Below are 21,617 nucleotides of genomic sequence, written 5' to 3'. Positions count from 1 at the left end.
TCACTCAGTATCGATATGGCTCGTGGTCGAACAGCGGAAACGCGCTGAACACACTCGGCGCGTTGGTTGCGGTCGCCTGGTGCAGGCAGGATTTGTCGAGCTCGGCGAACGACGTCGCACCCAAGAGGCCGAGGCAGCGCAGCACTTCGTCCTCGAGCAGCTCCAGCATGCGCGCCACGCCGGATTCGCCGGCCGCCGCCAGCGCCCAGCATTGTAGCCGGCCGATGCCGACGAGGTCGGCACCCGCCGCGATCGCCTTGACGATGTCGGTGCCGCGACAGACGCCGCCATCGACCATGATTTTGGCGCGGCCGTTCACGGCATCGACGATCTCGGGCAGCACATGCATGGCGCCGCGACCGTGATCGAGCTGACGGCCGCCATGGTTGGAGACGTAGATCCATTCGACGCCGTGATCGATCGCGATCAGCGCGTCCTCTGGCGTCGCGATGCCCTTGAGGATCAGCGGGATCTTGAACTTGTCCTTGATCATCTTCACCGTCCGCCACTCCAGACCCTTCTGGTAATCGCCGCCGGTGGCGCGCAGGCGGCTCTCGCGAACGTAGCGCTTGGCGATGTCACGTTCGCGACGGCTGTAGTGAGCGGTGTCGACGGTCAGGCAGAAGGCGGCGTAGGCGTTCTTCTCGGCCCGGCTGACGACGTCGGCAACGAAGGCGTCGTCGCCGCGCACATAGAGCTGGTAGAGGCGCAGCGCGTCGGGCGCAGCTTCGGCGGTCTTCTCGAGGCCGGGCTCGGACACGGAACTGAGCATGTGCGCCGCACCGAAAGTGCCGCAGGCGCGTGCCACGCTCGCCGCACCATCCGGATCGAAGATCTCAAGCGCGCCGACGGGGGCGAGTACCACCGGCAGGCGCATCTTGCGGCCGAACTGCTCGACCGAGCCGGTGACCTTGCGGACATCGCGCAGCACGCGCGGGCGAAAGGCGATCTCGTCCAGTGCCATGCGGTTGCGACGCATCGTGGTCTCGGTCTCGGCCGCGCCGACGATATAATCCCAAGCATTCTGGTTGAGGTTGGCGCGGGCTTTCCGGACGAATTCATGCAGATTCTGGAACGGCTCGGTGCTGGCGCCGAGCTCGACGTTCCTTTCCGGTTGGATGCGGGGTGCTTCGTTCATTGTTATCCTCCCGAGAATTTGAAGCCTTCCGTCATCGCCTAACCCGTCCGGGGCGCCAAAACCATCCTAAAATGGCATGGCAGCGAGGCGTGGGCCGGCCGGCCGACCCCCGCTGCGCACCAACCGGGTCCTGCAACGTTGCCGAAAGTTTAGGTCCGGACGAAGGGATTTTTACGGTGTACCCGCCGGCGTGGCATCCCGGCCTTGAAGAAACCAGAATGGTATTGTGAGAAGCAGGCTGGATCGCCATTTGCATGGCGGCTCCCCAGCCCCACCGAACCGCGAAGCAAAAAGGCCAGCCTATCCATGCGGAAAACCCTGCTGTTTCCACTGGGCGCGCTCACCGGAGCGTGTCTGACCCTTCTGGTAGCCAGTCCGCACGGCGGCGTATGGGCGGCACGGGCGGCAGCGAGCGCGGATGACGCCTATTCCAAGCTCAATTTGTTCGGCGAAGTGTTCGAGCGGGTGAAGGCGAGCTACGTCGAGAAGCCTGACAATGCCAAGCTGATCGAAGGCGCGATCACCGGCATGGTGACCTCGCTCGATCCGCACTCGCGCTACATGAACGACAAGGCCTGGACCGAGATGCAGGAGACCACCTCCGGCGAGTTCGGCGGGCTCGGCATCGAGGTCACGATGGAGGACGGTCTCGTCAAGGTCGTCTCGCCGATCGACGACACGCCGGCCTCCAAGGCCGGCATCATGTCGGGCGACCTCATCAGCAAGATCGACGGTGATGCCGTGCAGGGCATGACGCTCGAGCAGGCCGTCAACAAGATGAAGGGGCCGGTCGAGACCCAGACCAAGCTCACGATCGTGCGCAAGGGCGCCGACGCCCCGCTCGACGTCGCGATCAAGCGCGAGATCATCCATGTGCGCCCGGTGCGCTTCCACGTCGAGAACGGCGACATCGGTTATATCCGCGTCACCTCGTTCAACGAGCAGACCACCGATGGCCTGAAGAAGGCGATCGCATCGATCTCCAAGGACGTTCCGCCGGAGAAGCTGGTGGGTTACGTGATGGACCTGCGCAACAATCCGGGCGGACTGCTCGATCAGGCTGTGTCGGTGTCGAGCGCGTTCCTGCAGCGTGGCGAGGTCGTCTCGACCCGCGGCCGCAATCCGGAAGAGACCCAGCGCTTCACGGCGCATGGAGGCGACCTCACCAAGGGCAAGCCGCTGGTGGTTCTCGTCAATGGCGGCTCGGCCTCGGCCTCGGAGATCGTGGCCGGCGCGCTGCATGACCACAAGCGCGCCACGCTGATCGGCACGCGCTCGTTCGGCAAGGGCTCGGTGCAGACCATCATTCCGCTCGGCACCGGCAACGGCGCGCTGGCGCTGACCACGGCGCGCTACTACACGCCCTCGGGCCGCTCGATCCAGGCCCAGGGCATCGCGCCCGACATCGAGATCCTCCAGGACGTGCCGGCCGAGCTGAAGGGCCGGATGGACACCATGGCGGAGTCCCAGATGCGCGGTCATCTCCAGGCAGCCGACGGCACCGAGCAGACCGGGTCGCAGTCCTATGTCCCGCCGGAAGCGAAAGACGACAAGGCCCTGCATACGGCCTACGACTTCCTGCACGGCCAAACCGCGAATGCGGTGGCCGCCAAGCCGGCGCCGAAGGCTGCGGTGCCGAACTAGGCCCTCGCCAGTTCCAGAGATCGATCGCCCGGGCGTGGTTGACCGCTCCCGGGCGATTTCGTTTTGGACGCCGTCTCAGCTGGGATTCATGGCCGCAAGGGTGGCCTCGTAGCAGCCATCGCGCTCGGCCCAGCGCAGGGCGCGGTCGCGCTCGAGCAGCACTTCGTCGCGGGGATGGACCCGCAGCTCCAGCGGCTGCGTTAACAAGGTCGGCCGCGTGCTGAGAATCTGCCAACGACGCGACTTCCAAGTTCAAATTGGTCGAGCGCTCGGTCTTAGCTGAGTGACAGCGACGCCGGAGATCGCGAGCAGCCCGCCGATCATCAACATTGGGGTCATGCGTTCGCCAAGAAACAACACGCTCGACATCAAGGCGAACACCGGAAGCAGCAAACCGAAGGGCGCGACGCGACCCATGGAGCAACGCCCGATCAGCCAGAACCACAGGCCAAATCCGACAATTCCCCCGATGAAAATCGTATAGGCGAGTGCCAGCCAACCACGTCCATCTGCAGTGACGAGGCTCGCGAGTTGTCCATGTTCAAGGAGCAGCGACATCAACATGACCTGCGGCACCGTGAACAGCGAGGACCATCCCATCAACATCAGGGGATCAAAAGGGCCGTAGCGTTTCGTCAGGACATTGGACACCGCGAATGCGAAGGCTGCCCCGACCACGAGCAGCAGTGGAAGCGCGTTTGCGGACGGGCCGGGCCCCGCTGCCAGCACGACCACGCCGACAAATGCAAGCACCACTCCAGCGGACGTGGTGAGAGACGGCCGCTCCGCGAGCAGCGGCCAGGCCAGCAGGACGGTGAAGGGCGTGGCGAGTTGAATTGCGACGGCCGACATGCTTCCGGAGCCGAGGCCGAGGCCAACATAGAAGAGCCCGAAGTTCAGTCCGCCAAGGAAAAACGAAATCGCTGCGATCGGGCCAAACTGTTGACGTGCGGGCCTTTTGACAAAGGGAACAAGCAGCAGCGCGATGGCCAGGAAGCGCAGCGCGAGGAAGAAGAGGGGTGGAAACTCCATAACGCCCACTTTGATGGCCACGAATTGATAACCCCAGAGCAAGGGGACAACCACCGCGCAGACGATCTGAAAGCCGGACATGGTATCGTTCTTTTCAAGACCGTTCGGTCTAGATATAGGCGTGCGAGCAGCGGAAACGTCCATGGTTGTCTACCTGATGAAGCGGTCGAGAAAAGCGTCAACGGTGGCTTGCGAAATGACCCGTGTCGGTGCCGTTTTACCGACCACCCGCAGGCCCTCGACGAAACAGACGAGAATTCGGGCGGCACTCGAAGGCTCGACACCATCGGCCAACTTGCCCGCTGCCTTCGCACGGGAAAGTGCACCAGCCACCCGAGCCTCCATAGCTTTGAAAAAGCTCCCGATGCGACGATCAATTTCGGCATCACGGCCAGCCAGTTCCATGGCTGTGGCTACCAACAGGCATCCGCGCCGACCATTGGCACCGCTGTTGCGGTCAACATAGCCGGCAAGGTAGGCCCTTAGGCCGTCGATCGGCTCCCTGCGGGGGTCGAGTTCGATATCCATCCGTGTCAAGGCAATGGCAATGTAGCGATCAAGCGCAAGCAGGAACAGCGAGTGCTTGTCGCCGAAAGCGGCGTAGAGGCTGCCCCGCGAGAGCTTCGTCGCACGAAGAAGGTCCGGTAGCGCCGTGGCGTGATAGCCGCGGGACCAGAACACATCCATCGCGCGTTCGACGGCGGATTCCATGTCGAAACTTCGGGGACGGCCACGGGGCAACTGCACAGGGGTTTGGCGGGGCATTGCCGATATATAGACCGAATGGTCTTTAATTTCTAGGGGCGCCACCGCCGTTTGGCCGTCCGCCGATGTTTCTGCTTGGCCTCCCGAGCCGACAATTGCGCGTGTGTGAGTCCAGGCCCTAGCTTGCCTCCCGGCGGCGGCCTTCGTTGCCGCCGCGCTGGGCGAGACGGCTGCGATGAGCTGCGAACAGCTCCAGCACTTTGGCGGCGGGTTTTGCGGGGCTGAACAGATAGCCCTGCATCTCGGAGCAGCCGAGCGCGCGCAGCAACCGCTGCTGCTCCTCGGTCTCGACACCCTCGGCCGTGGTGGTCATGCGGCGGGCAGCCGCGAGATTGACGACCGCCTGCACGATGCTGGCGGAGCCGTCCGGGCCGGCGATGTCGTTGACGAAGCAGCGGTCGATCTTGATCTTGTCGAACGGGAAGCGGTGCAGATAGCTCAGCGAGGAGTAACCGGTGCCGAAATCGTCGAGCGCGATGCGGACGCCGATGGCGCGGAGTTGATGCAGGATCGCAAGCGCGGTGTCGTCGTCGCGGATCAGCACCGCCTCGGTGATCTCAAGCTCGAGCCGGCTTGCCGGCAAATTGGAGGCGGCAAGCGCTGCCATGATCTTCAGCGCCAGCGTGCCGCTCTTGAACTGCACCGGCGAGACGTTGACGGCGAGGCGGACGTCGTCGGGCCAGTTCGCCGCGTCTCGGCAGGCGGTCGCGAGCACCCATTCGCCGATCTCGTTGATCAGGCCGGTGTCCTCGGCGATCGGGATGAACTCGGCCGGCGAGACCATGCCGCGTTCGGGATGGCGCCAGCGCACCAGCGCCTCGCAGCCGGTGATGCGGTCGTCCTTCAGGCTGAGGCAAGGCTGGTAATACACCTCGAGGCCGCCTTCGAGCCCGCCTTGGGCGATGGCGTGGCGCAGGTCGATCTCGAGCTGCCGCCGCTCGTGGATCTTGGCGTCCATCTCAGGCTCGAAAAAGCGATAAGTGCGGCGCCCGGCGGCTTTAGCGGCGTACATCGCCATATCCGCGTTCTTCAGGATCTGGTCCAGCGCCGTTCCATGTTGCGGCGCCAGCGCGATGCCGATGCTGGCGTCGGTGGCAAGATGATGTCCCATGCAGTCGAACGGCGCGCGGATGGCCTCAAACACCCGCGCGACGAACTCGTTGACCTGATCCAGCGATGTCACCGCGCTCTGGATGATGGCAAATTCGTCGCCGCCGAGGCGCGCCACGAAGTCTGTCGGACCCGCACACCGGTGGAGGCTCTGCGCGACTGACTTCAGGAGCTCGTCGCCGATGAGATGCCCGAGCGCGTCGTTGACGCCCTTGAACTCGTCGATATCGATGTAGTGCACCGCGAGTTGTTCGCCCCCGGCGACGAGATCGAGTTCCTGACGTAGATGCTCGTGGAACATGGTGCGGTTGGGCAGGTCGGTCAGCGCGTCGTAGTGAGCGAGATGGGTGATGCGCTCCTCGATACGCCGGCGCTCCGTGATGTCCTCATGCGTCGCGACCCAGCCGCCGTCCGTGAGCGGTTCGTTGACGATCTGGATCGAGCGACCGTCGGAGGTCTCGACTACCATGGAATTGCGCACGTGGACGTCGCGCAGGACCCGTGCGACATACTGGTCCACATCGCCGGTGAACGAGCCGGTGGCTCTGCGGTGCGCAATGATATCGTGGAAGCTGCAGCCGGGTCTCACGATTTCGGACGACAGCCCGTACATCTCGATGTAGCGCTGATTGCAGATCACGAGCTGCTGCGATGCGTCGAACAGCAGCAGGCCCTGGGTCATGTTGTTGACGGCGCGGTCGAGACGCTGCTTTTCCAGCGTCAGCCGTTCCCGCGAAAGACGATGCTGCTCCAGGAGCTTGCGTATGATCGCGATCAGCACGCCCGCGATGGCGAGCGCGGAAGAGGCGGCGACCGAGATCAGGATGCCGATCTGCTCGCGCCAGTCCGTCAGGGCCGTCGCGCGCGTCGTGGTGGCCATCATCAGGATCGGGAAGTGAGGCAGGGCGTGTGAGGAAATCAGCCGGTCCTCGCCGTCGACGGGGCTCATGAAGCGGCCGGCAAAATGGTCGAGCCCGAAAACCCTTTGATGCGCGAACGGACCGTTCTTGAAATTCCGCCCCATCAATTCGCTGGAATGGGGATAACGGGCGAGCATCGTGCCGTCCCGGTGCAGCATCGAGATCGTCGTGCTTTCGCCGAGCACGGCGGACTCGAAGAACTTTTCGAAATTTGCCGGCTCGATGCCGCGTCCGACCGCACCCAAGAATTCGCCGTTCGGTCCGACGACCTTGCGCACGATCAGGATGGTCCAGGCGCCGGAGATGCGACTGTAGAGTGGCTCGATCAGGACGTCGGGAGCATCGGGATCGTACCGGAAGGTGCGAAAATAGGCGCGATCGGCAACGTTCACGTTCGGGGCCGGCCATGCCGTCGACGAATTGATCAAATTGCCTTCGGCATCGATGACATTGAGGCCGCCTATGCGGGGTAGTGCATCGATCTTCGAGCGCAGCATCCGGTGGAGGTCCTGGCCGGCGAGGCGCTTGCGATAGTCCGCCGCACTGGTGATGCCGCTCGCGCGGACGTAGTCGACAAAATCCTTCTGAATGACTGCGAAATCCTGCAATTGCTGGTCGAAATGATGGGCCAGCATCAGCACGGTGTTTTCCAGCTCGCGGCCGGAGCTGCGCAGCGCACGTTCGCGGAAGTTCTGCGCCATCAGGGTCGCGCCGACCGCGATCGCAGCGATCAGCAGCGTGCCGCCCACCACCAGCCAGCGGATCGGTCCGCTGCGCACGAAGGCCTGGTCAAAAAGGCGACTGCCGAATCCCGTCATCATGATCGATCGTTGTCGTGCACACGTCAGGGTCAGTTCTTGGCCCCGGGAACATCCGTCGGTTTACAGGAACGGAGTGGAGGCGAAGTTAGCAAGCTGGGTTAATGCGCCGTGAACGGACGCTCGCAAAAGCAATCAATATGCGGGACGCGAGACGTGCAGCATTGTCGGAAGCTTCCGCGCGGCCGGACAATTTCTGCCGACCATCGCCTGATCGCCGCCGGCATCGCGCTTGCGATCATCGCCGTGGTGAACGGCCTGGGCAGCAAGCTCGATTCAAGATTCGGGGCGATCAGCGCGTCGTTGCGCTGATCGGCCGGGTTTCGCTGCGCGCCAGTATCGCCAACACGATCAGTGCCGCGACGATGTTCGCGGCGGCGCTGATCAGGATCGGCAAAGTATAGCTGTGATTGAGGTCGTAGGCGAAGCCGGCCGCACTCGGACCAACCAATGTCCCGAACGCCACGCTGGTGTAGAGAATGCCGATGATTCCGCTGACGTTGCGTCCGCCAAAATAGTCCATGACCACGGCGGGCAGCACCGCGACCCAGCCGCCGTAGAACACGCCGTAAATGAAGGCAAAGGCGGCGAGGGTCCGGACATCAGCGGCAATGGCCCAGATCGCCATCGCGAACGCCATTCCGATCATGACCATGATCAGAGAGCGATCGCGGCCCATCCGGTCGGCGATCGCGCCGAGAAAGAAGCGACCAGCGGTGCTGCCGGCCCCGATCACGCCCAGCAGCAGCACGGCAGAGGACGCCGCGACACCGTGGTCGCGCGCGTAAGGCACGAGATGAACGAATGGAACGAAGGCGCCGAACGAGCAGACCAGACACGATGCGTAAAGGGCGACGAAACGCGTCGACCGGACGGCCTCGCGCACCGAGGCGCCGCCGGCGTTGGCCGTGTCCGCCGCGTCGCAAGGCGGATCGCCGTCGGGCCGGAGGCCGCGGTCCTTCGGATCGTTCTCGATGAGCATCGACATCCCACCGCCCAGCACCAGCGCAATCGCGCCCAGCACCAGATAGGCGCCGCGCCAGCCCATCGATGCGATCAGCAAGGAGGCGAGCGGCGGCATTGCCAGCGTGCCGAGCCCGATGCCACTCACCGCGAGCCCAGAGGCAAAGCCGCGGCGCTTGACGAACCAGCGTTGCACCGCGCCGATTGCCGGAACATAGGCGCAGCCGACGCCGAGGCCGACACCGAGCCCGTAGGCGAGATAGACCTCCACGAGGGAACGTGCCGCGCTCGCGGCCGCAAGTCCAACCGCCATCAGGACCATACCCGCTACGGCCAGCGGACGCGAACCGAGCCGGTCGGCGAGGGTACCGCTGACGAGTCCGAGAGCGAAGTACAGAAAGCCCGCAATCGAGAACACCAGCGAGATTGAACCACGGGAGGCGCCGAAATCGCGCTGGAGCGGCTCCAGAAATGCGCTGAATGTGTACACAGAACCAAAGCCGACGAACATCACGGCAAATGCCGCCGCGACGATGAACCAGCCGTGGAAAATGCTTCGACCTACGGGATTGAATGGAATGGTCAATGCTGCCTCCGCGAGGTGAGGGAAGGATGGCGACGATGCCAGGACGTGACACGCTGGAACGCAGCGCCGGCGCGAACCAGCGTGGCCTCGTCGAGATGGGCTGCGACAAGCTGGAACGCGATCGGCAGTCCGTCCGCCGATGCACCACCTGGTAGCGTGATCGTGGGATGACCGGTCATGTCGAACGGGCAGGTGTAGCGCTGCAACTTCGCGATCAGATCCGGCTGCTCGCCGAGCGTCTGGATCATGGCCAGCGTCAACGGCGCGAAAGGGTGGACCGGGATCAGCAGCAGGTCGATGGTCTCGAACAGTGCGGTCACCTGGCCGCGCAGTGCCAGCCGCCGCAGCAGGATCTTCTGATAGTCGAGACCGGAGAGCGCGCGACCAGCCTCGAGCAGCGAGCCGAGGATTGGGCCATACTCATTCTTGCGGACAGGATGGGTCGCCTCGTGCGCGACCGCAGCTTCCACCGCACAGTTAGGGGTCCAGTCGGCGATCGCCTGTTCTACGTCGGGAAATCTGACGTTGACGGTGTGGGCGCCAAGCGCACGGAAAGCATCGATGGCATCCGCCAACACGTGCTGTGTCGCAACGTCCACGTCCTCGCCGTTCCAGGCAGCGTCGACACCGATCCGCAGGCCCCGCACGTCCCGTGCGGCCGCGGCAAGATAGTCAGGCACCGGATTGAGCAGCGACGTCGGGTCGTTGGGGTCGTGTCCGGCGATGACCCCAAGCAGTACGCCGGCATCGACCGCGCTGCGGCCGATCGGTCCGATATGGTCGAGCGTCGCGGCCAGCTCGAACGTGCCGTGGCGGCTGACGCGGCCCCAGCTCGGCTTCAGCCCGGTCAGGCCGTTGGCGGCGCAGGGCCAGCGGATCGAGCCACCGGTGTCGGAGCCAAGCGAGCCGAAGCAAAGTCCGGCGGCCGTCGCGACCGCCGAGCCGCTGGACGAGATGCCCGGCCAGTAATCCGGATTCCATGGATTTCTCGGTGGCGTCACCAGCGGGTGGTGATCGGAATAGGCGCCCTCGGTGAGCTGCAACTTGCCGAGCACCACACCGCCTGCATCCCTGACCCTGCGCGTGACGGTCGCATCTTCACCAGGGCGGAAATCGCGATGAAGCGTGGTGCCGGCCGCCGTCGGAATGCCCTTGGTCCAAAACAGATCCTTCAGCGCAATCGGCACGCCATGCAGGGGGCCCCGATACTGGCCATTTGCGATCTCAGCGTCCGCGGCCTTCGCCTCGGCAATAGCCGTTTCCGACATCACGTGAACGTAGCTGCCGAGTTCATGGTCCAGGGCGTCGATACGGTCGAGTTGCGCGCGCGTCACCTCCAACGCGGAGATTTCGCGCGCCTCGAGGCGTGCAGCAAGCTCGATGAGTTCGAGATAGTGCGGGGCTTCGGCCATGGCGTTCTCCATTTTGTCATCGCAACCTCGCTCGATTTCGATGACATGCAGACACCCGTATAATAAATATACTGGTGTCTGTTGCTGTCAACCGGTAAATATGTTTTACTGGTGTTCCAATTCTCCGGGTATTCCGATGTCGAAAGAGTCACGCAAGTTCCAGGTTCCTGACGCGTTGGCGAACATCTACGATTTCGCCAACACGCTCGATGTTCGCCACTTCTCGCATTTCGGGGTGGAGCACCCGCAGAGCGACGAACTTGCCGGGATGAAGCAGCTCGCGGACTGGATGCAGGAGCGCGGCCTCGGCGGCGGGCGCATCACGCCCGCAATGTTCGCGACCGCGCTGCGGCTGCGCGAAGCGCTACGCGCCTATCTGCAATGCGAGCCGGCCGAGCGGCGCCGGAACAAGGAGGTTCTCGGCGCGCTCGGTGACGCGCTCGCGGCGTTTCCGTTGCGGGTGGAGACGCGGGTTGGCTGCGGCGCAGTATTATCGACGATGCGCGACGATGCGCTCGCCGGCCTGTCGGCTATCGCCATCGAGTTGCACAACGCAACGCTTGTGGGAACGTTGGACCGGCTGAAGATGTGCGCCTCTGAGGAATGCCGGCGGGTGTTCTTCGATCGGTCGAAACCATCGACGCGGCGGTGGTGCATGTCGACGCTGTGCGGCAATCGGATGAAGACGCGTGCCTATCGCGAGCGGCAGCGCGAGGCGAAATAGATTAGCAGCAATCAGACGCGGTAATGGCCGGACTTGCCGCCGAGCTTCTCGACCAGATGGATGCCTTCGATGCGCACGCCGCGTTCCACCGCCTTGATCATGTCGTAGATGGTGAGGCAGGCGACCGAGACGGCGGTGAGCGCTTCCATCTCGACGCCGGTCGGTCCCGTGACCTTCACGCTGGCGCGGACGAGGCAGCCCGGCAGCTTTGCGTCGGGCTCGATTTCGACCGTCACCTTCGACAGCGCGAGCGGATGGCAGAGCGGGATCAGCTCCGCGGTGCGCTTGGCGGCCATGATGCCGGCGATGCGGGCGGTGCCGAGCACGTCGCCCTTCTTGGCGTTGCCGGACACGATCAGGTCAAGCGTCGCCCTGGTCATGACGACGCGTCCTTCCGCGACCGCGAGCCGCTCGCTCGCGGGCTTGTCCGACACGTCAACCATCCGCGCCTCGCCGGAAGCGCCGATATGGGTGAGGGCAGGGCCGGTCTTGGTCGGTTTGGCCTTTGCGGGCTGACGCGCCATCAGTTCGTGCCTGTGGCGCGCGCGGTCTCGCGCGCCAGCAGTGTGCGCGTCGCAGCGGTAACGTCGGCTTGCCGCATCAGGCTCTCGCCGACCAGGAAGGTCGACATGCCGACGCGCTCGAGCCGGGCGAGATCGGCGGGCGTGAAGATGCCGCTCTCGCCGACCATCAGCCGATCCCCGGGTATGAGCGGAGCCAATGTTTCGCTGGTCGCAAGCGTGGTTTCGAAGGTGCGCAAATTGCGATTGTTGACGCCGATCATCGGCGAACGCAGCTTCAGCGCGCGGTCAAGCTCGGCGCGGTCGTGGATCTCGATCAGTATGTCCATGCCATAGGCGATGGCGGCGTCCTCGAGCTCTTTGGCCGTGGCATCATCGAGCGCCGCCATGATGATCAGGATGCAGTCGGCGCCGTGCGCGCGGGCCTCCGCCACCTGATAAGTGTCGAACATGAAATCCTTGCGCAGCACCGGCAGTGACGTTGCCGCGCGGGCCGCCACCATGAAGTCGAGATGGCCCTGGAACGAGGGCGTGTCCGTCAGCACCGACAGGCAGGCAGCGCCCCCGGCCTCATAGGCCCTGGCCAGCAGCGGCGGATCGAAATCGGCGCGGATCAGGCCCTTTGAGGGCGAGGCCTTCTTGACCTCCGCGATCAGCGCGTAGTCGCCATCGGCGTGCTTGGCCTTGATCGCGCGCAGGAAGCCGCGCGGTGCTGCTTGCGCCCTGGCCTTCGCCTCCACCGCCGACAGCGGCTGCGCTCGCTTGGCCGCAGCGATTTCCTCGCGCTTGTAGGCTTCGATCTTGATCAAGATGTCCGACATGTCAGGCTCAGCCGTTCGAGACCGCGATCAGATGTTTCAGCCGCGCGCGCGCCGCGCCGCTGTCGAGTGATTTTGCGCCGATCACGACACCTTCCTTGAGATCCCCGGCACGCCCGGCCACGACCAATGCGGCAGCGGCGTTGATCAGCGCGACGTCACGGTAGGGGCTCGGCTTGCCGTCGAGCACGCCCTGCAAGGCGATAGCGTTGGCGTCGGCGTCGCCGCCTTTGAGTGCACCGGCCTCGCAGCGCGGCAGGCCCGCGTCCTCCGGTGTCACCTCGAAATTCCGGATCTCGCCATTGTGGAGCGCGGAGACGAAGGTCGGGCCGGTGAGGGTGATCTCGTCGAGGCCATCGGAACCGTGCACGACCCAGGCGGAATCAGAGCCGAGGTTCTTGAGCACTTGCGCCAGCGGCTGCACCCATTGCCGGGAGAACACGCCGACCATCTGCCGCTTCACGCCGGCCGGATTGGACAACGGGCCGAGCAGATTGAAGATCGTGCGTGTCGCAAGCTCCACCCGGGTCGGGCCGACGTTCTTCATGGCGGGATGATGGGCGGGGGCGAACATGAAGCCGATGCCGCATTCGCGTATGCAGCGGCCGACCTGTTCGGGCCTCAGATCGATCTTCACCCCGAGCGAAGTCAGCACGTCGGCGGCGCCCGAGCGCGACGACAGCGCGCGGTTGCCGTGCTTGGCCACCGGCAGACCGGCGCCCGAAACGATGAAGGAGGCACAGGTCGAGACATTGACCGAGCCTGAGCCGTCGCCGCCGGTGCCGACAATGTCGACGGCGTCCGCGGGCGCATCGACCGTGAGCATCTTGGAGCGCATTGCCGCGACCGCGCCGGTGATCTCGTCCACGGTCTCGCCGCGCACCCGCAGCGCCATCAGCAGGCCGCCCATTTGCGAGGGCGTAGCTTCGCCGGACATCACGGCGTCGAAGGCGGAAGCCGCTTCGTCACGCGACAGGCTGGCGCCGGTCGCCACTTTTCCAATGATCGATTTCAGGTCGTCCATCGCGTGCTTTCAACTCACTGGTTCGCGCCGGTCACCTGCGCGAAGGCGGCCTGATTAATGGTGGTCCCGATGTCGGTTTCAAGCTTGTTGACGTAGGACGCGACCTGCTCCTCGGTCTGCGCGCGGTCGAGAGTGTCCTTCAGCTTCTTGACCGCCTCGGAAGCGGCATCGACCGTGGGATCGACGATCTCGGTGACGCGGAACACGATCACCTCGGTGTCGCCGGTCACTGCCGTCTGCCCGACGCCGTCCTTGCCGACGCGGAAGGCGGCCGACACGACGGTTGCGGGCACGCTGGCGGGCGAGTCGTCGCGCTTGAAGCCGCTGGCGGTCTCGACCTTGGCGCCGATCGCGGCTGCTTCGTCAGCGAGCTTGCCGCCAGATTCAAGCTTCTGCACGATCTCGGTCGCCTTGGCCTTCAGCTTGGTCGCGATCTGGTCCTGGCGCCAGCGCGCCTCGACCTGGTCGCGGACCTCGTCGAGATTGCGGTCGCGCGACGGCGTGATGGCAAGCACGTCGTACCAGACATAGCCGCCCTTGAACGAGATCGAGTCGTTGTCGACGCCGACATCGGTGTTGAAGGCCTGCGACACCACGTCGAGGCCCTGCGGAATGCCGGAGACCGGCTGGCCGCTCGGGGCGCGGCCGGAACGGTCGACGGCGTCGATGGTCACGGCGGTGAGGCCTAGCTTCTGCGCCGCGTCGATCACGCTGGCACCGCCGCCGCGCTCGTCTTCCATCTTGTCGCGGAGATCGGCGACCTTGACGCGCGCGCGCTCGGTGGCGATCTCGCGCTTGATGTCGGCGGCAACGCTCGCGTAGTTCGCCTCCACGCCCGGCTCGATCTTTTCGACCTTGACGATCGACGTGCCGAGACGGCCCTGGATGGGCTGGCTGATTTCACCGGCGGGAAGCGCGAAGACAGCGTCTCCAACTGCGGGATCGAGCGAGGATTTGGTCACGAGCCCGAGATCGACGTCGGACGCGCTCAGTCCGCGCTCCTTGCCGAGGTCCTCGAACGACGTCCCGCTGGTGAGCCGCTCGCGTGCGGCCTGCGCCTCGGCGGCGTTGGGAAATACGATCTGCTGGATCTGGCGTTTCTCCGGCGTGCCGAGCCGATCCTTGCGCTGCTCGAACGCTTTCTTGGCGTCCTCGTCCGACACCTCGCTCCACTTGCCGATCTCCTCCGGCGAGACCACGACGAACGCGATCTTGCGATATTCGGGCGCGCGGAACTGGACCTTGTGATCCTCGAAATAGGCGGCGAGCGCCTCGGGCGATGGCGCGTCGATGGTGCCTGCCTGGGCTGCGTCGAGCCTGACGAATTCAATGGCGCGCTGCTCGTTCTGGAAGCGCGTCAGCACGTCGAGCATCGCCTTCGGCGGCTCGATACCGGCACCGATTGTGCCGGTGATCTGCCGACGCAGCGAGACCTTGCGCTGCTCGGAGACGTAGCGCTGCTCGGTGTAGCCGAAATTGCGGATCACGGACTGGAAGCGGTTCGGATCGAAGTTGCCGCCGACGCCCTTGAAGTTCGGGTCGTTCATGATGAGCTGGCGGATCTGGTCGTCCGACTGGCCGAGCCCGAGCCGGCGCGCCTCTTCGTCGAGGGCGGCTTCCGCGATCGTCTGCTGGAGCACCTGACGGTCGAGGCCGAAGGCGCGCGCCTGTTCAGGCGACAGCGGCCGGCCGAATTGACGGCTGATCTGCTGGAGGCGATCGGTGTAAATCTGGCGGAACTCGTTCAACGAAATTTCGGTGCCGCCGACCTTGGCCACGGTGGATTGCCCAAAGCCCTTGAAGATGTCGGCAATGCCCCAAACGCCGAAACTGATGATCAGCACGCCCATCACAACGGCCATAATGGTCTTGCCGAGCCAGTTTGATGAGGCCTTGCGCATTCCTCGAAGCATTTGGTCCAACTTGTTTGGCAGGAGGGGAACGGGAGCGCGTCTTAATGCAGATTCCGCAAAAGCGCGTCACCAAATTGATCAATCATCATAAAGTGGTGGCTTTCCCCCCGCAACCTCGGGTCTAGCAGGCTTTCGATCCCTGCGGTTAAAAGCCCCTGGACTCTGGAACTGCCACGGGACCTCTGCTAGCGCATGAACAAACCGAATTTTGCTGGAATTTGACATGACCGATGCCATCCGCCCCCTGATCGCCGGCAACTGGAAAATGAACGGCCTGAAGGCCTCGACTGCCGAATTCGACGCCATGCTCAATGGTGCGGCAGAGGTAGCCGGCAAAGCCGATCTGCTGGTTTGCCCGCCGGCGACCCTGATCGCTGCCTTTGCCGAGAAGGCGCGCGGCAAGAAGGTCGCGGTGGGGGCCCAGGATTGCCACCCCAAGGCCTCCGGCGCCCATACCGGCGATATCGCCGCCGAAATGCTGGCGGATTCGGGTGCGACCGCGATCATCGTCGGCCATTCCGAGCGCCGCGCCGACCACGGCGAGGGCGATGCCTTGATCCGGCAGAAGGCTGAGGCCGCTTGGCGCGCCGGGGCGACGGCTATCGTCTGCATCGGCGAGACGCAGGGCCAGCGCGATGCGGGCCAGACCCTCGATATCCTGCGCGGCCAGCTCAACGGCTCGCTGCCCGATGGCTCAACCGCCGCCAATCTGGTCGTGGCCTATGAGCCGGTCTGGGCAATCGGCACCGGCCTGACCCCGACGTCCCGGGATGTCGAGCAGATTCATGGGTTTATCCGAGAATTCCTGACCTCCCGGTTCAAGGCCGACGGCGCCGGGATGCGCATCCTCTATGGCGGCTCGGTCAAGCCGTCGAATGCGGCGGAGCTGATGGCCGTGAAGAACGTCAATGGCGCGCTGGTCGGCGGAGCCAGCCTGAAGGCGGCCGATTTCCTTGCGATCGCTCAGGGCTGTCCCTAGCTAACTCCAAACCTTAGGACCCGGCGGATCGGGGGTGGCAATGCCCCCTCCGATCGTGTAACACCGCGCAACTTCAGGAAAACCCCGCGAAGCACGATTGGCCGCCGTCTCGGCGCTGTCGGCTTGTGAAGGACACTATGCAGACTGTTGTCATCGTCATTCACCTCATGATCGTCACCGTCATGATCGGCGCCGTCCTGCTCCAGAAGTCGGAAGGCGGCGGCCTCGGCATGGGAGGTGGCGCAGGCTTCATGTCGAGCCGCGGCACCGCGAACCTTCTGACGCGGACCACCGCGATCCTGGCGGTCGGCTTCTTCCTCACCAGCCTGTTCCTGTCCTGGTATGCCGGCTACGACCGCAAGCCGTCGTCGATCATCGGCACCCCGGCGTCGCAGACCCAGCCAGCCGGTGGCGGACCGATCGCGCCGCCGACCTCGGGCGGCATCCTGGATTCGCTGAAGAAGGCCGACGAGCAGCAGCAGGCTCCGGCCCCGAGCGGCCCGCAGGTACCGCGTTCGCAATAAAGCAGGGGGCCATGCAGGGCGGCTTCTACCGTCCTGCATCAACAATCCCCATCAAGGCTCTGTCACCACTCTTAGTTCTGGCTCACCCACAGCCCCGCAAAATGTTTGGGGCGGAATACGAATCGCTTTGGCGAATCGAATTCGAGGGATTAGAGGTTAAGCCCCATGGCGCGGTACATATTCATCACCGGCGGCGTGGTTTCTTCGCTCGGCAAGGGTCTGGCTTCAGCGGCACTCGGTGCCCTGTTGCAAGCCCGGGGCTACAAGGTCCGCCTCCGCAAACTCGATCCCTATCTCAACCTCGATCCCGGAACGATGTCGCCGTATCAGCACGGCGAAGTGTTCGTGACGGATGACGGCGCGGAGACCGACCTCGATCTCGGCCACTACGAGCGCTTCACCGGACGGCCTGCGACCAAGGCCGACAACATCACGACCGGGCGCATCTACCAGGACATCATCTCCAAGGAGCGGCGCGGCGATTATCTCGGCGCGACCATCCAGGTGGTTCCGCATGTCACCAACGCCATCAAGGATTTCGTCCTCGACGGCAACGACGATTACGACTTCGTGCTGGTCGAGATCGGTGGCACCGTCGGCGACATCGAGGGCCTGCCGTTCTTCGAGGCGATCCGCCAGCTCAAGAACGAGCTGCCGCGCGATCACGCCATCTACATTCATCTGACGCTGCTGCCTTACATCCCGAGCGCCGGTGAGCTGAAGACAAAGCCGACGCAGCACTCCGTCAAGGAGCTGCGCTCGATCGGCATCCAGCCGGACATCCTGCTCTGCCGTACCGATCGCGAGATCCCGAAGGAGGAACGGCGCAAGCTCGGGCTGTTCTGTAACGTGCGCGAGAGCGCCGTCATCGAGGCGCGCGACGCCGACAGCATCTACGCTGTCCCTCAGGCTTACCATGCGGCAGGCCTCGACGACGAAGTGCTTGCCGCCTTCGGCATCGGTTCGCGGATTCCGCCGGAGCTGCGGAGCTGGCAGCAGATCAACGAGCGCATCCGCAACCCCGAGGGCAACGTCACCATCGCCATCGTCGGTAAGTATACCGGCATGAAGGATGCGTATAAGTCGCTGATCGAGGCGCTCTCGCATGGCGGCATCGCCAACAAGGTGAAGGTGAATCTCGACTGGATCGAAAGCGAGATCTTCGAGAAGGAAGATCCCGCGCCGTTCCTCGAGCACGTCAACGGCATTCTGGTGCCCGGCGGCTTCGGCCAGCGCGGCGCCGAGGGCAAGATCCGTGCGGCGCAGTTCGCGCGCGAGCGCGACGTGCCGTATTTCGGCATCTGCTTCGGCATGCAGATGGCGGTGATCGAGGCCGCTCGGAATCTCGTCGGGATCGAGGAGGCCAACTCCACCGAGTTCGGCCCGACCAAGGAGCCCCTGGTCGGCCTGATGACGGAATGGCTGCGCGGCAACGAGCTCGAGAAGCGCACCAACGCCGGCGATCTCGGCGGCACGATGCGCTTGGGCGCCTATCCCGCAGCGCTCAATCGCGGCAGCCGCGTCTCGGAGGTCTATGGCGGCGCGACCGAGATTTCCGAGCGCCACCGCCATCGCTACGAGGTCAACACCGCCTACAAGGATCGCCTCGAGCAGCACGGGCTGAAATTCTCGGGCCTGTCGCCCGACGGCGTGCTGCCGGAGATCGTCGAGTACGAGGATCACCCCTGGTTCATCGGCGTCCAGTTCCATCCCGAACTGAAGTCGCGCCCCTTCGAGCCGCATCCGCTGTTCGCGTCGTTCATTCGGGCGGCGATGGTGCAGAGCCGCCTGGTGTAATCGACTCAGCGCGCGGTAGTGTAGTCGCGCGCAAGAAGCATCGGCTCCGGCGCAGCCGGCATTGACGTATCAGGCGCAAGCGATCCCGTGACGAGCTTCATCTGCGGCCGGCGCGTCAGCTTGTAGACGGCGGCCGGCGGCACGTTCAGCAGGGCACGATCCACCAGCTTTGCGCGCAAGCCCAGCCGATCGAGCACGGGCCGCGGGATCGGGCAACTCATGCCGTAGGTGAACTGGTAGAACGCGCCGCCGGGGCGGACGTGACTGAACGCGCCACCGACGATCGAGACGACCTTGCGCGTCGACATGTTGAGCAGCGGCAGGCCGCTCACGACCGCGCCGACGGGTGCGCCGTCATAGAGGCGTTCCGCTGCCAGCCGCCCCGCATCCATCCACAAGACGCGCGCGTTGGGGAAACGCATCTGGAGCAGCTTCATGAAGTCGGAGCCGTATTCGACCAGCGTGAGGTCCTGCTGACGCACGCCGCGTTTGAGCAGCTTGTAGGTGAACGCGCCGGTGCCGGGGCCGAGCTCGAGAACAGGGCCGGTCGATGCGGTGATCTCGCGGGTGATGAGATCGGCCAGCGCCGCGCCTGACGGCGCGATCGCGCCGACGCGACGCGGGGCTGACATCCATGACAGGAAGAACGAGAGGAAATCGTTGGGCATGCGCACTCCGGCATCTTGGTTGCGCCTCGCAGGTCAGAGGTGAGGCGGCCGAACAATCGCTTGCGTGCATTGCGACAGCATTGCGTGCCGCCTGCCGATTGCGTCAATTCTCCCGGACTGGCGGCAGTGACATCCTGAAGCACGCGCCGCCGATCGCTCCGTCCGCGACCGAGATGTGGCCGCCATGCAGGAGCACGATCTCGCGCACCATGTTGAGGCCGAGGCCGGCACCGCGATCGAGCGGTGTCAGCCGATAGAATGGCTCGAATATCTGTTCGCGCTGATCGGCCGGAATGCCGGCGCCTTCGTCCGTGACCTCGATGCTCGCGGGCCTCGTGACACGAATGCCGATGGTGCCGCTGCGAGGGCCGTGCTGGATCGCATTCTGCACGAGGTTGGTCAGCGCGCGCTCCAGCGCCGCCGCATCGCCGATCGTTTCGACCGGCGTGGAGGGGGCATCGAGCGCCAACTCGTAGCCGGCGGCAATGGCCAGCGGCGCGAGATCTGCGGCCGCACTTTGCGCGATTGCGACCAGGTCGACGCGCGTGAAGGGATGACCGCAGCGGTCGAGGCGCTGAATGTCGAGCAGTTGCTCGGCAAGCGTAGCCAGCCGCGCGGCATCCTCCAGCAGCCGGGTCTTGTCCGGCCCCGCCGGAAGCGACTCCAACCGCGTGTTCAGGATTGCGATTGGCGTGCGCAACTCGTGTGCGGCATCGGCGACGAAACGCTTGTGGCGGGCATAGCCCTGGTCTAGCCGCGCCAGCGCGTCGTTGACCGCGGTCACAAGCGGCACGACCTCCAGCGGAATCCGGTCCAGCGACAGCCGCGCGCCGCGTTGATGGATGTCGATGCGCCGCGCCTGGTCCGCCGTCGCATCGATCCCCCTAAAGGCGCGCCGCACGATCATCGGTGTGGCAATGAAGGTCGCCGTACCCATGAGGAGCAGGCCGGGCAGGGCGACGCCGAGCAATGCAAGCGACGTCATGAACAACGCCTTGGCGCCGGTGAGCCTGCCTTGCGTCGCCGTGATGATTTGCACATTGCCGGCGTCGGTGTCGACGCGCTTCAGCCGCGCCGGGGGCTTGCGCGGATCGTCCTCGAACAGCTGCCAGCCGAGCCGTGCCTGGCTGATCTGGTCGAGGCTGCTGCCTATGGCGGCGAATTCGGCCGGCACGGCGCCTTCGCTGAGCGAATGTCCCTGCCTGTCGCGGATCAGGAACCAGAGATCGGGGGTCTCGCTGCGCAATTGTTTCAGTTCAGTCGTCGATCGCAGGACCAGGTCGCCTTGCGCGTCGCGTCCGAGCGCGCGCTGGACGATTTCGATCACGTGATCTTCGTCGCGCCCGGCGATCGCGAACCCCGACACGCTCAACGCCCCGACGATGACGGCAACGAGCGCCGTGAGCAGCACCGCCTGGAGCGACAGCAGGCGCCAGCTCAGCCGCGAGCGCAGGCAATAGGGATCGTGGTGCCTGCTCATGGCAGCTTCTTCAGCAGATAGCCGACGCCGCGGATGCCGTGGATCTCCACGCGCGCATCGGCTTCCGAGAGTTTGCGGCGCAGGCGCGACACTTGCGTATCGAGCGCGTTCGACTGGATCTCGTCGTCGAAACTGTAGACGGCTTCTTCCAGCGCGGAGCGCAGCACGGTTCGGCCCATGCGGCGGACCAGGGCTTCCAGCACGAGGAGCTCGCGCCGTGGCAGCTCGAGCGGAGCTCCGTCGATGCTTGCCTCGCGATGGCCGAAATCGAAAGCGAGGCGGCCGGCGTGCATGATGTCGGGCTGCATCCCGGCGGGCCGGCGCAGCACGGCGCGCAGCCGCGCCAGTAATTCCTCCACCGCGAACGGCTTTGACAGATAATCATCCGCCCCGCAGTCCAGTCCGGCGACCCGATCGGCGAGTTCGCCGCGCGCCGTCAACACGATGATCGGCACGCCGTCGGCGCGCGCCCGCAGTTTCGGGATCAGGGTGAGACCGTCGCCATCGGGAAGCTGGCGATCGAGCAGGACGGCGGCGTGGACGTCGGCAGAAATGGCCTCTTCCGCCTCCGCGAGCGTGGGGGCGTGGTCCACCACCATGTCGTAGCGCTTCAGCGCCGACGCCAGCGCGTCCGCCATTTCGGCCTCGTCCTCGACGAGCAAAATCCGCATGATCCGCACCTCAACCTCAATCGCGCCAATCTAGCGGCCGTATCATTGCGGCAGCATTGCGGGAACCGGCTGCGGGATGGGGACTTTGAGCGGACCCTAGCCATGCGCGG

General features: G+C 64.8%; 20 protein-coding genes. 6 read left to right on the top strand and 14 right to left on the bottom strand.

Annotation, left to right across the window (positions count from 1 at the left end):
- Positions 1-4: 4 nt before the first annotated feature.
- Entirely contained in the window at positions 5-1,138 is a 1,134-nt protein-coding gene (locus tag ABIB91_RS33140) for an alpha-hydroxy acid oxidase (RefSeq protein ID WP_354128689.1), read from the bottom strand.
- 306 nt (positions 1,139-1,444) lie between these two features.
- Between ABIB91_RS33140 and ABIB91_RS33135 the strand changes: the two genes are divergently transcribed.
- Positions 1,445-2,782, top strand: coding sequence for a S41 family peptidase (locus ABIB91_RS33135; protein ID WP_354170738.1), 1,338 nt, complete (start codon positions 1,445-1,447; stop codon positions 2,780-2,782).
- Between the two features lie 75 nt (positions 2,783-2,857).
- On the opposite strand, the gene ABIB91_RS33130 is transcribed toward ABIB91_RS33135, so the two are convergent.
- The 4 genes from ABIB91_RS33130 to ABIB91_RS33115 form a co-directional block, all read right to left on the bottom strand.
- Positions 2,858-2,989: a hypothetical protein gene (locus ABIB91_RS33130; protein WP_354170740.1), complete on the bottom strand. Its 132-nt coding sequence runs from the start codon at positions 2,987-2,989 to the stop codon at positions 2,858-2,860.
- 45 nt (positions 2,990-3,034) lie between these two features.
- Complete coding sequence (locus ABIB91_RS33125) at positions 3,035-3,895, bottom strand: DMT family transporter (protein ID WP_035992605.1); 861 nt, start codon at positions 3,893-3,895, stop codon at positions 3,035-3,037.
- 69 nt (positions 3,896-3,964) lie between these two features.
- On the bottom strand, positions 3,965-4,525 hold the full coding sequence (locus tag ABIB91_RS33120) for a TetR/AcrR family transcriptional regulator (RefSeq protein ID WP_354170742.1): 561 nt from the start codon (positions 4,523-4,525) through the stop codon (positions 3,965-3,967).
- 172 nt (positions 4,526-4,697) lie between these two features.
- Positions 4,698-7,430: a bifunctional diguanylate cyclase/phosphodiesterase gene (locus tag ABIB91_RS33115; RefSeq protein WP_354170744.1), complete on the bottom strand. Its 2,733-nt coding sequence runs from the start codon at positions 7,428-7,430 to the stop codon at positions 4,698-4,700.
- Positions 7,431-7,619: 189 nt separating this feature from the next.
- Here ABIB91_RS33115 and ABIB91_RS33110 point away from each other — a divergent pair, with 189 nt between their 5' ends.
- The gene (locus ABIB91_RS33110) at positions 7,620-7,739 is read left to right on the top strand and encodes a Flp family type IVb pilin (RefSeq protein WP_502917044.1); all 120 of its coding nucleotides are present in this window, start codon (positions 7,620-7,622) and stop codon (positions 7,737-7,739) included.
- Here the strand turns inward: ABIB91_RS33110 and ABIB91_RS33105 are convergent.
- Positions 7,720-8,976 carry an MFS transporter gene (locus ABIB91_RS33105; RefSeq protein ID WP_354170748.1) on the bottom strand — a complete coding sequence of 419 codons (1,257 nt, stop codon included), beginning with the start codon at positions 8,974-8,976 and terminating at the stop codon, positions 7,720-7,722. The two genes, ABIB91_RS33110 and ABIB91_RS33105, sit on opposite strands and share 20 nt — an antisense overlap.
- Positions 8,973-10,388, bottom strand: coding sequence for an amidase (locus tag ABIB91_RS33100; protein ID WP_354170750.1), 1,416 nt, complete (start codon positions 10,386-10,388; stop codon positions 8,973-8,975). Before ABIB91_RS33100 ends, ABIB91_RS33105 begins: the two co-directional genes overlap by 4 nt.
- Before the next feature lie 136 nt (positions 10,389-10,524).
- On the opposite strand from ABIB91_RS33100, the gene ABIB91_RS33095 reads away from it, so the two are divergent.
- Entirely contained in the window at positions 10,525-11,112 is a 588-nt protein-coding gene (locus tag ABIB91_RS33095; RefSeq protein ID WP_354170752.1) for a CGNR zinc finger domain-containing protein, read from the top strand.
- A gap of 11 nt (positions 11,113-11,123) precedes the next feature.
- On the opposite strand, the gene moaC is transcribed toward ABIB91_RS33095, so the two are convergent.
- The 4 genes from moaC to ABIB91_RS33075 are packed head-to-tail and all read right to left on the bottom strand — an operon-like array spanning position 11,124 to position 15,388.
- The gene (moaC, locus tag ABIB91_RS33090) at positions 11,124-11,636 is read right to left on the bottom strand and encodes a cyclic pyranopterin monophosphate synthase MoaC (RefSeq protein WP_007590598.1); all 513 of its coding nucleotides are present in this window, start codon (positions 11,634-11,636) and stop codon (positions 11,124-11,126) included.
- Positions 11,636-12,454 carry an indole-3-glycerol phosphate synthase TrpC gene (gene trpC / locus ABIB91_RS33085; RefSeq protein ID WP_354170755.1) on the bottom strand — a complete coding sequence of 273 codons (819 nt, stop codon included), beginning with the start codon at positions 12,452-12,454 and terminating at the stop codon, positions 11,636-11,638. Before trpC ends, moaC begins: the two co-directional genes overlap by 1 nt.
- A 7-nt stretch (positions 12,455-12,461) precedes the next feature.
- Positions 12,462-13,475: an anthranilate phosphoribosyltransferase gene (gene trpD / locus ABIB91_RS33080; protein ID WP_354170757.1), complete on the bottom strand. Its 1,014-nt coding sequence runs from the start codon at positions 13,473-13,475 to the stop codon at positions 12,462-12,464.
- 14 nt (positions 13,476-13,489) lie between these two features.
- Positions 13,490-15,388 (bottom strand): peptidylprolyl isomerase, encoded by a 1,899-nt coding sequence (locus ABIB91_RS33075; RefSeq protein ID WP_354170759.1) that lies wholly within the window; start codon positions 15,386-15,388, stop codon positions 13,490-13,492.
- Positions 15,389-15,611: 223 nt separating this feature from the next.
- On the opposite strand from ABIB91_RS33075, the gene tpiA reads away from it, so the two are divergent.
- The 3 genes from tpiA to pyrG all read left to right on the top strand — a co-directional run bounded on the left by tpiA (position 15,612) and on the right by pyrG (position 18,688).
- Positions 15,612-16,367 (top strand): triose-phosphate isomerase, encoded by a 756-nt coding sequence (tpiA, locus tag ABIB91_RS33070; RefSeq protein WP_354170761.1) that lies wholly within the window; start codon positions 15,612-15,614, stop codon positions 16,365-16,367.
- Between the two features lie 137 nt (positions 16,368-16,504).
- Positions 16,505-16,891 (top strand): preprotein translocase subunit SecG, encoded by a 387-nt coding sequence (secG, locus tag ABIB91_RS33065; protein ID WP_354170762.1) that lies wholly within the window; start codon positions 16,505-16,507, stop codon positions 16,889-16,891.
- A gap of 165 nt (positions 16,892-17,056) precedes the next feature.
- Entirely contained in the window at positions 17,057-18,688 is a 1,632-nt protein-coding gene (pyrG, locus tag ABIB91_RS33060) for a CTP synthase (protein WP_007590604.1), read from the top strand.
- Between the two features lie 5 nt (positions 18,689-18,693).
- Here pyrG and ABIB91_RS33055 read toward each other — a convergent pair whose 3' ends face one another.
- The 3 genes from ABIB91_RS33055 to ABIB91_RS33045 form a co-directional block, all read right to left on the bottom strand.
- Positions 18,694-19,356 (bottom strand): class I SAM-dependent methyltransferase, encoded by a 663-nt coding sequence (locus ABIB91_RS33055; protein ID WP_354170764.1) that lies wholly within the window; start codon positions 19,354-19,356, stop codon positions 18,694-18,696.
- A gap of 103 nt (positions 19,357-19,459) precedes the next feature.
- Entirely contained in the window at positions 19,460-20,836 is a 1,377-nt protein-coding gene (locus ABIB91_RS33050; RefSeq protein WP_354170766.1) for a sensor histidine kinase, read from the bottom strand.
- Positions 20,833-21,507 carry a response regulator transcription factor gene (locus ABIB91_RS33045; protein ID WP_354170768.1) on the bottom strand — a complete coding sequence of 225 codons (675 nt, stop codon included), beginning with the start codon at positions 21,505-21,507 and terminating at the stop codon, positions 20,833-20,835. The genes ABIB91_RS33050 and ABIB91_RS33045 overlap by 4 nt, the downstream gene beginning before the upstream one ends.
- Positions 21,508-21,617 lie beyond the last annotated feature (110 nt).

Origin of the sequence: Bradyrhizobium sp. JR4.3 (assembly GCF_040547695.1) — a bacterium.
GTDB classification, from domain to species: Bacteria; Pseudomonadota; Alphaproteobacteria; order Rhizobiales; family Xanthobacteraceae; genus Bradyrhizobium; species Bradyrhizobium canariense.
Note: the sequence above shows the minus strand (reverse complement) of the source record. Positions and strands in the feature narration are given on the sequence as shown.

What these genes read in the sequence shown, in the direction of transcription:
- ABIB91_RS33140 (WP_354128689.1), bottom strand. Translation starts at nt 1,138, where the DNA reads ATGAACGAAGCACCCCGCATCCAACCGGAAAGGAACGTCGAGCTCGGC.
- ABIB91_RS33135 (WP_354170738.1), top strand. Translation starts at nt 1,445, where the DNA reads ATGCGGAAAACCCTGCTGTTTCCACTGGGCGCGCTCACCGGAGCGTGT.
- ABIB91_RS33125 (WP_035992605.1), bottom strand. Translation starts at nt 3,895, where the DNA reads ATGTCCGGCTTTCAGATCGTCTGCGCGGTGGTTGTCCCCTTGCTCTGG.
- ABIB91_RS33120 (WP_354170742.1), bottom strand. Translation starts at nt 4,525, where the DNA reads ATGGAATCCGCCGTCGAACGCGCGATGGATGTGTTCTGGTCCCGCGGC.
- ABIB91_RS33115 (WP_354170744.1), bottom strand. Translation starts at nt 7,430, where the DNA reads ATGATGACGGGATTCGGCAGTCGCCTTTTTGACCAGGCCTTCGTGCGC.
- ABIB91_RS33100 (WP_354170750.1), bottom strand. Translation starts at nt 10,388, where the DNA reads ATGGCCGAAGCCCCGCACTATCTCGAACTCATCGAGCTTGCTGCACGC.
- ABIB91_RS33095 (WP_354170752.1), top strand. Translation starts at nt 10,525, where the DNA reads ATGTCGAAAGAGTCACGCAAGTTCCAGGTTCCTGACGCGTTGGCGAAC.
- moaC (WP_007590598.1), bottom strand. Translation starts at nt 11,636, where the DNA reads ATGGCGCGTCAGCCCGCAAAGGCCAAACCGACCAAGACCGGCCCTGCC.
- trpC (WP_354170755.1), bottom strand. Translation starts at nt 12,454, where the DNA reads ATGTCGGACATCTTGATCAAGATCGAAGCCTACAAGCGCGAGGAAATC.
- trpD (WP_354170757.1), bottom strand. Translation starts at nt 13,475, where the DNA reads ATGGACGACCTGAAATCGATCATTGGAAAAGTGGCGACCGGCGCCAGC.
- ABIB91_RS33075 (WP_354170759.1), bottom strand. Translation starts at nt 15,388, where the DNA reads ATGCTTCGAGGAATGCGCAAGGCCTCATCAAACTGGCTCGGCAAGACC.
- tpiA (WP_354170761.1), top strand. Translation starts at nt 15,612, where the DNA reads ATGACCGATGCCATCCGCCCCCTGATCGCCGGCAACTGGAAAATGAAC.
- secG (WP_354170762.1), top strand. Translation starts at nt 16,505, where the DNA reads ATGCAGACTGTTGTCATCGTCATTCACCTCATGATCGTCACCGTCATG.
- pyrG (WP_007590604.1), top strand. Translation starts at nt 17,057, where the DNA reads ATGGCGCGGTACATATTCATCACCGGCGGCGTGGTTTCTTCGCTCGGC.
- ABIB91_RS33055 (WP_354170764.1), bottom strand. Translation starts at nt 19,356, where the DNA reads ATGCCCAACGATTTCCTCTCGTTCTTCCTGTCATGGATGTCAGCCCCG.
- ABIB91_RS33050 (WP_354170766.1), bottom strand. Translation starts at nt 20,836, where the DNA reads ATGAGCAGGCACCACGATCCCTATTGCCTGCGCTCGCGGCTGAGCTGG.
- ABIB91_RS33045 (WP_354170768.1), bottom strand. Translation starts at nt 21,507, where the DNA reads ATGCGGATTTTGCTCGTCGAGGACGAGGCCGAAATGGCGGACGCGCTG.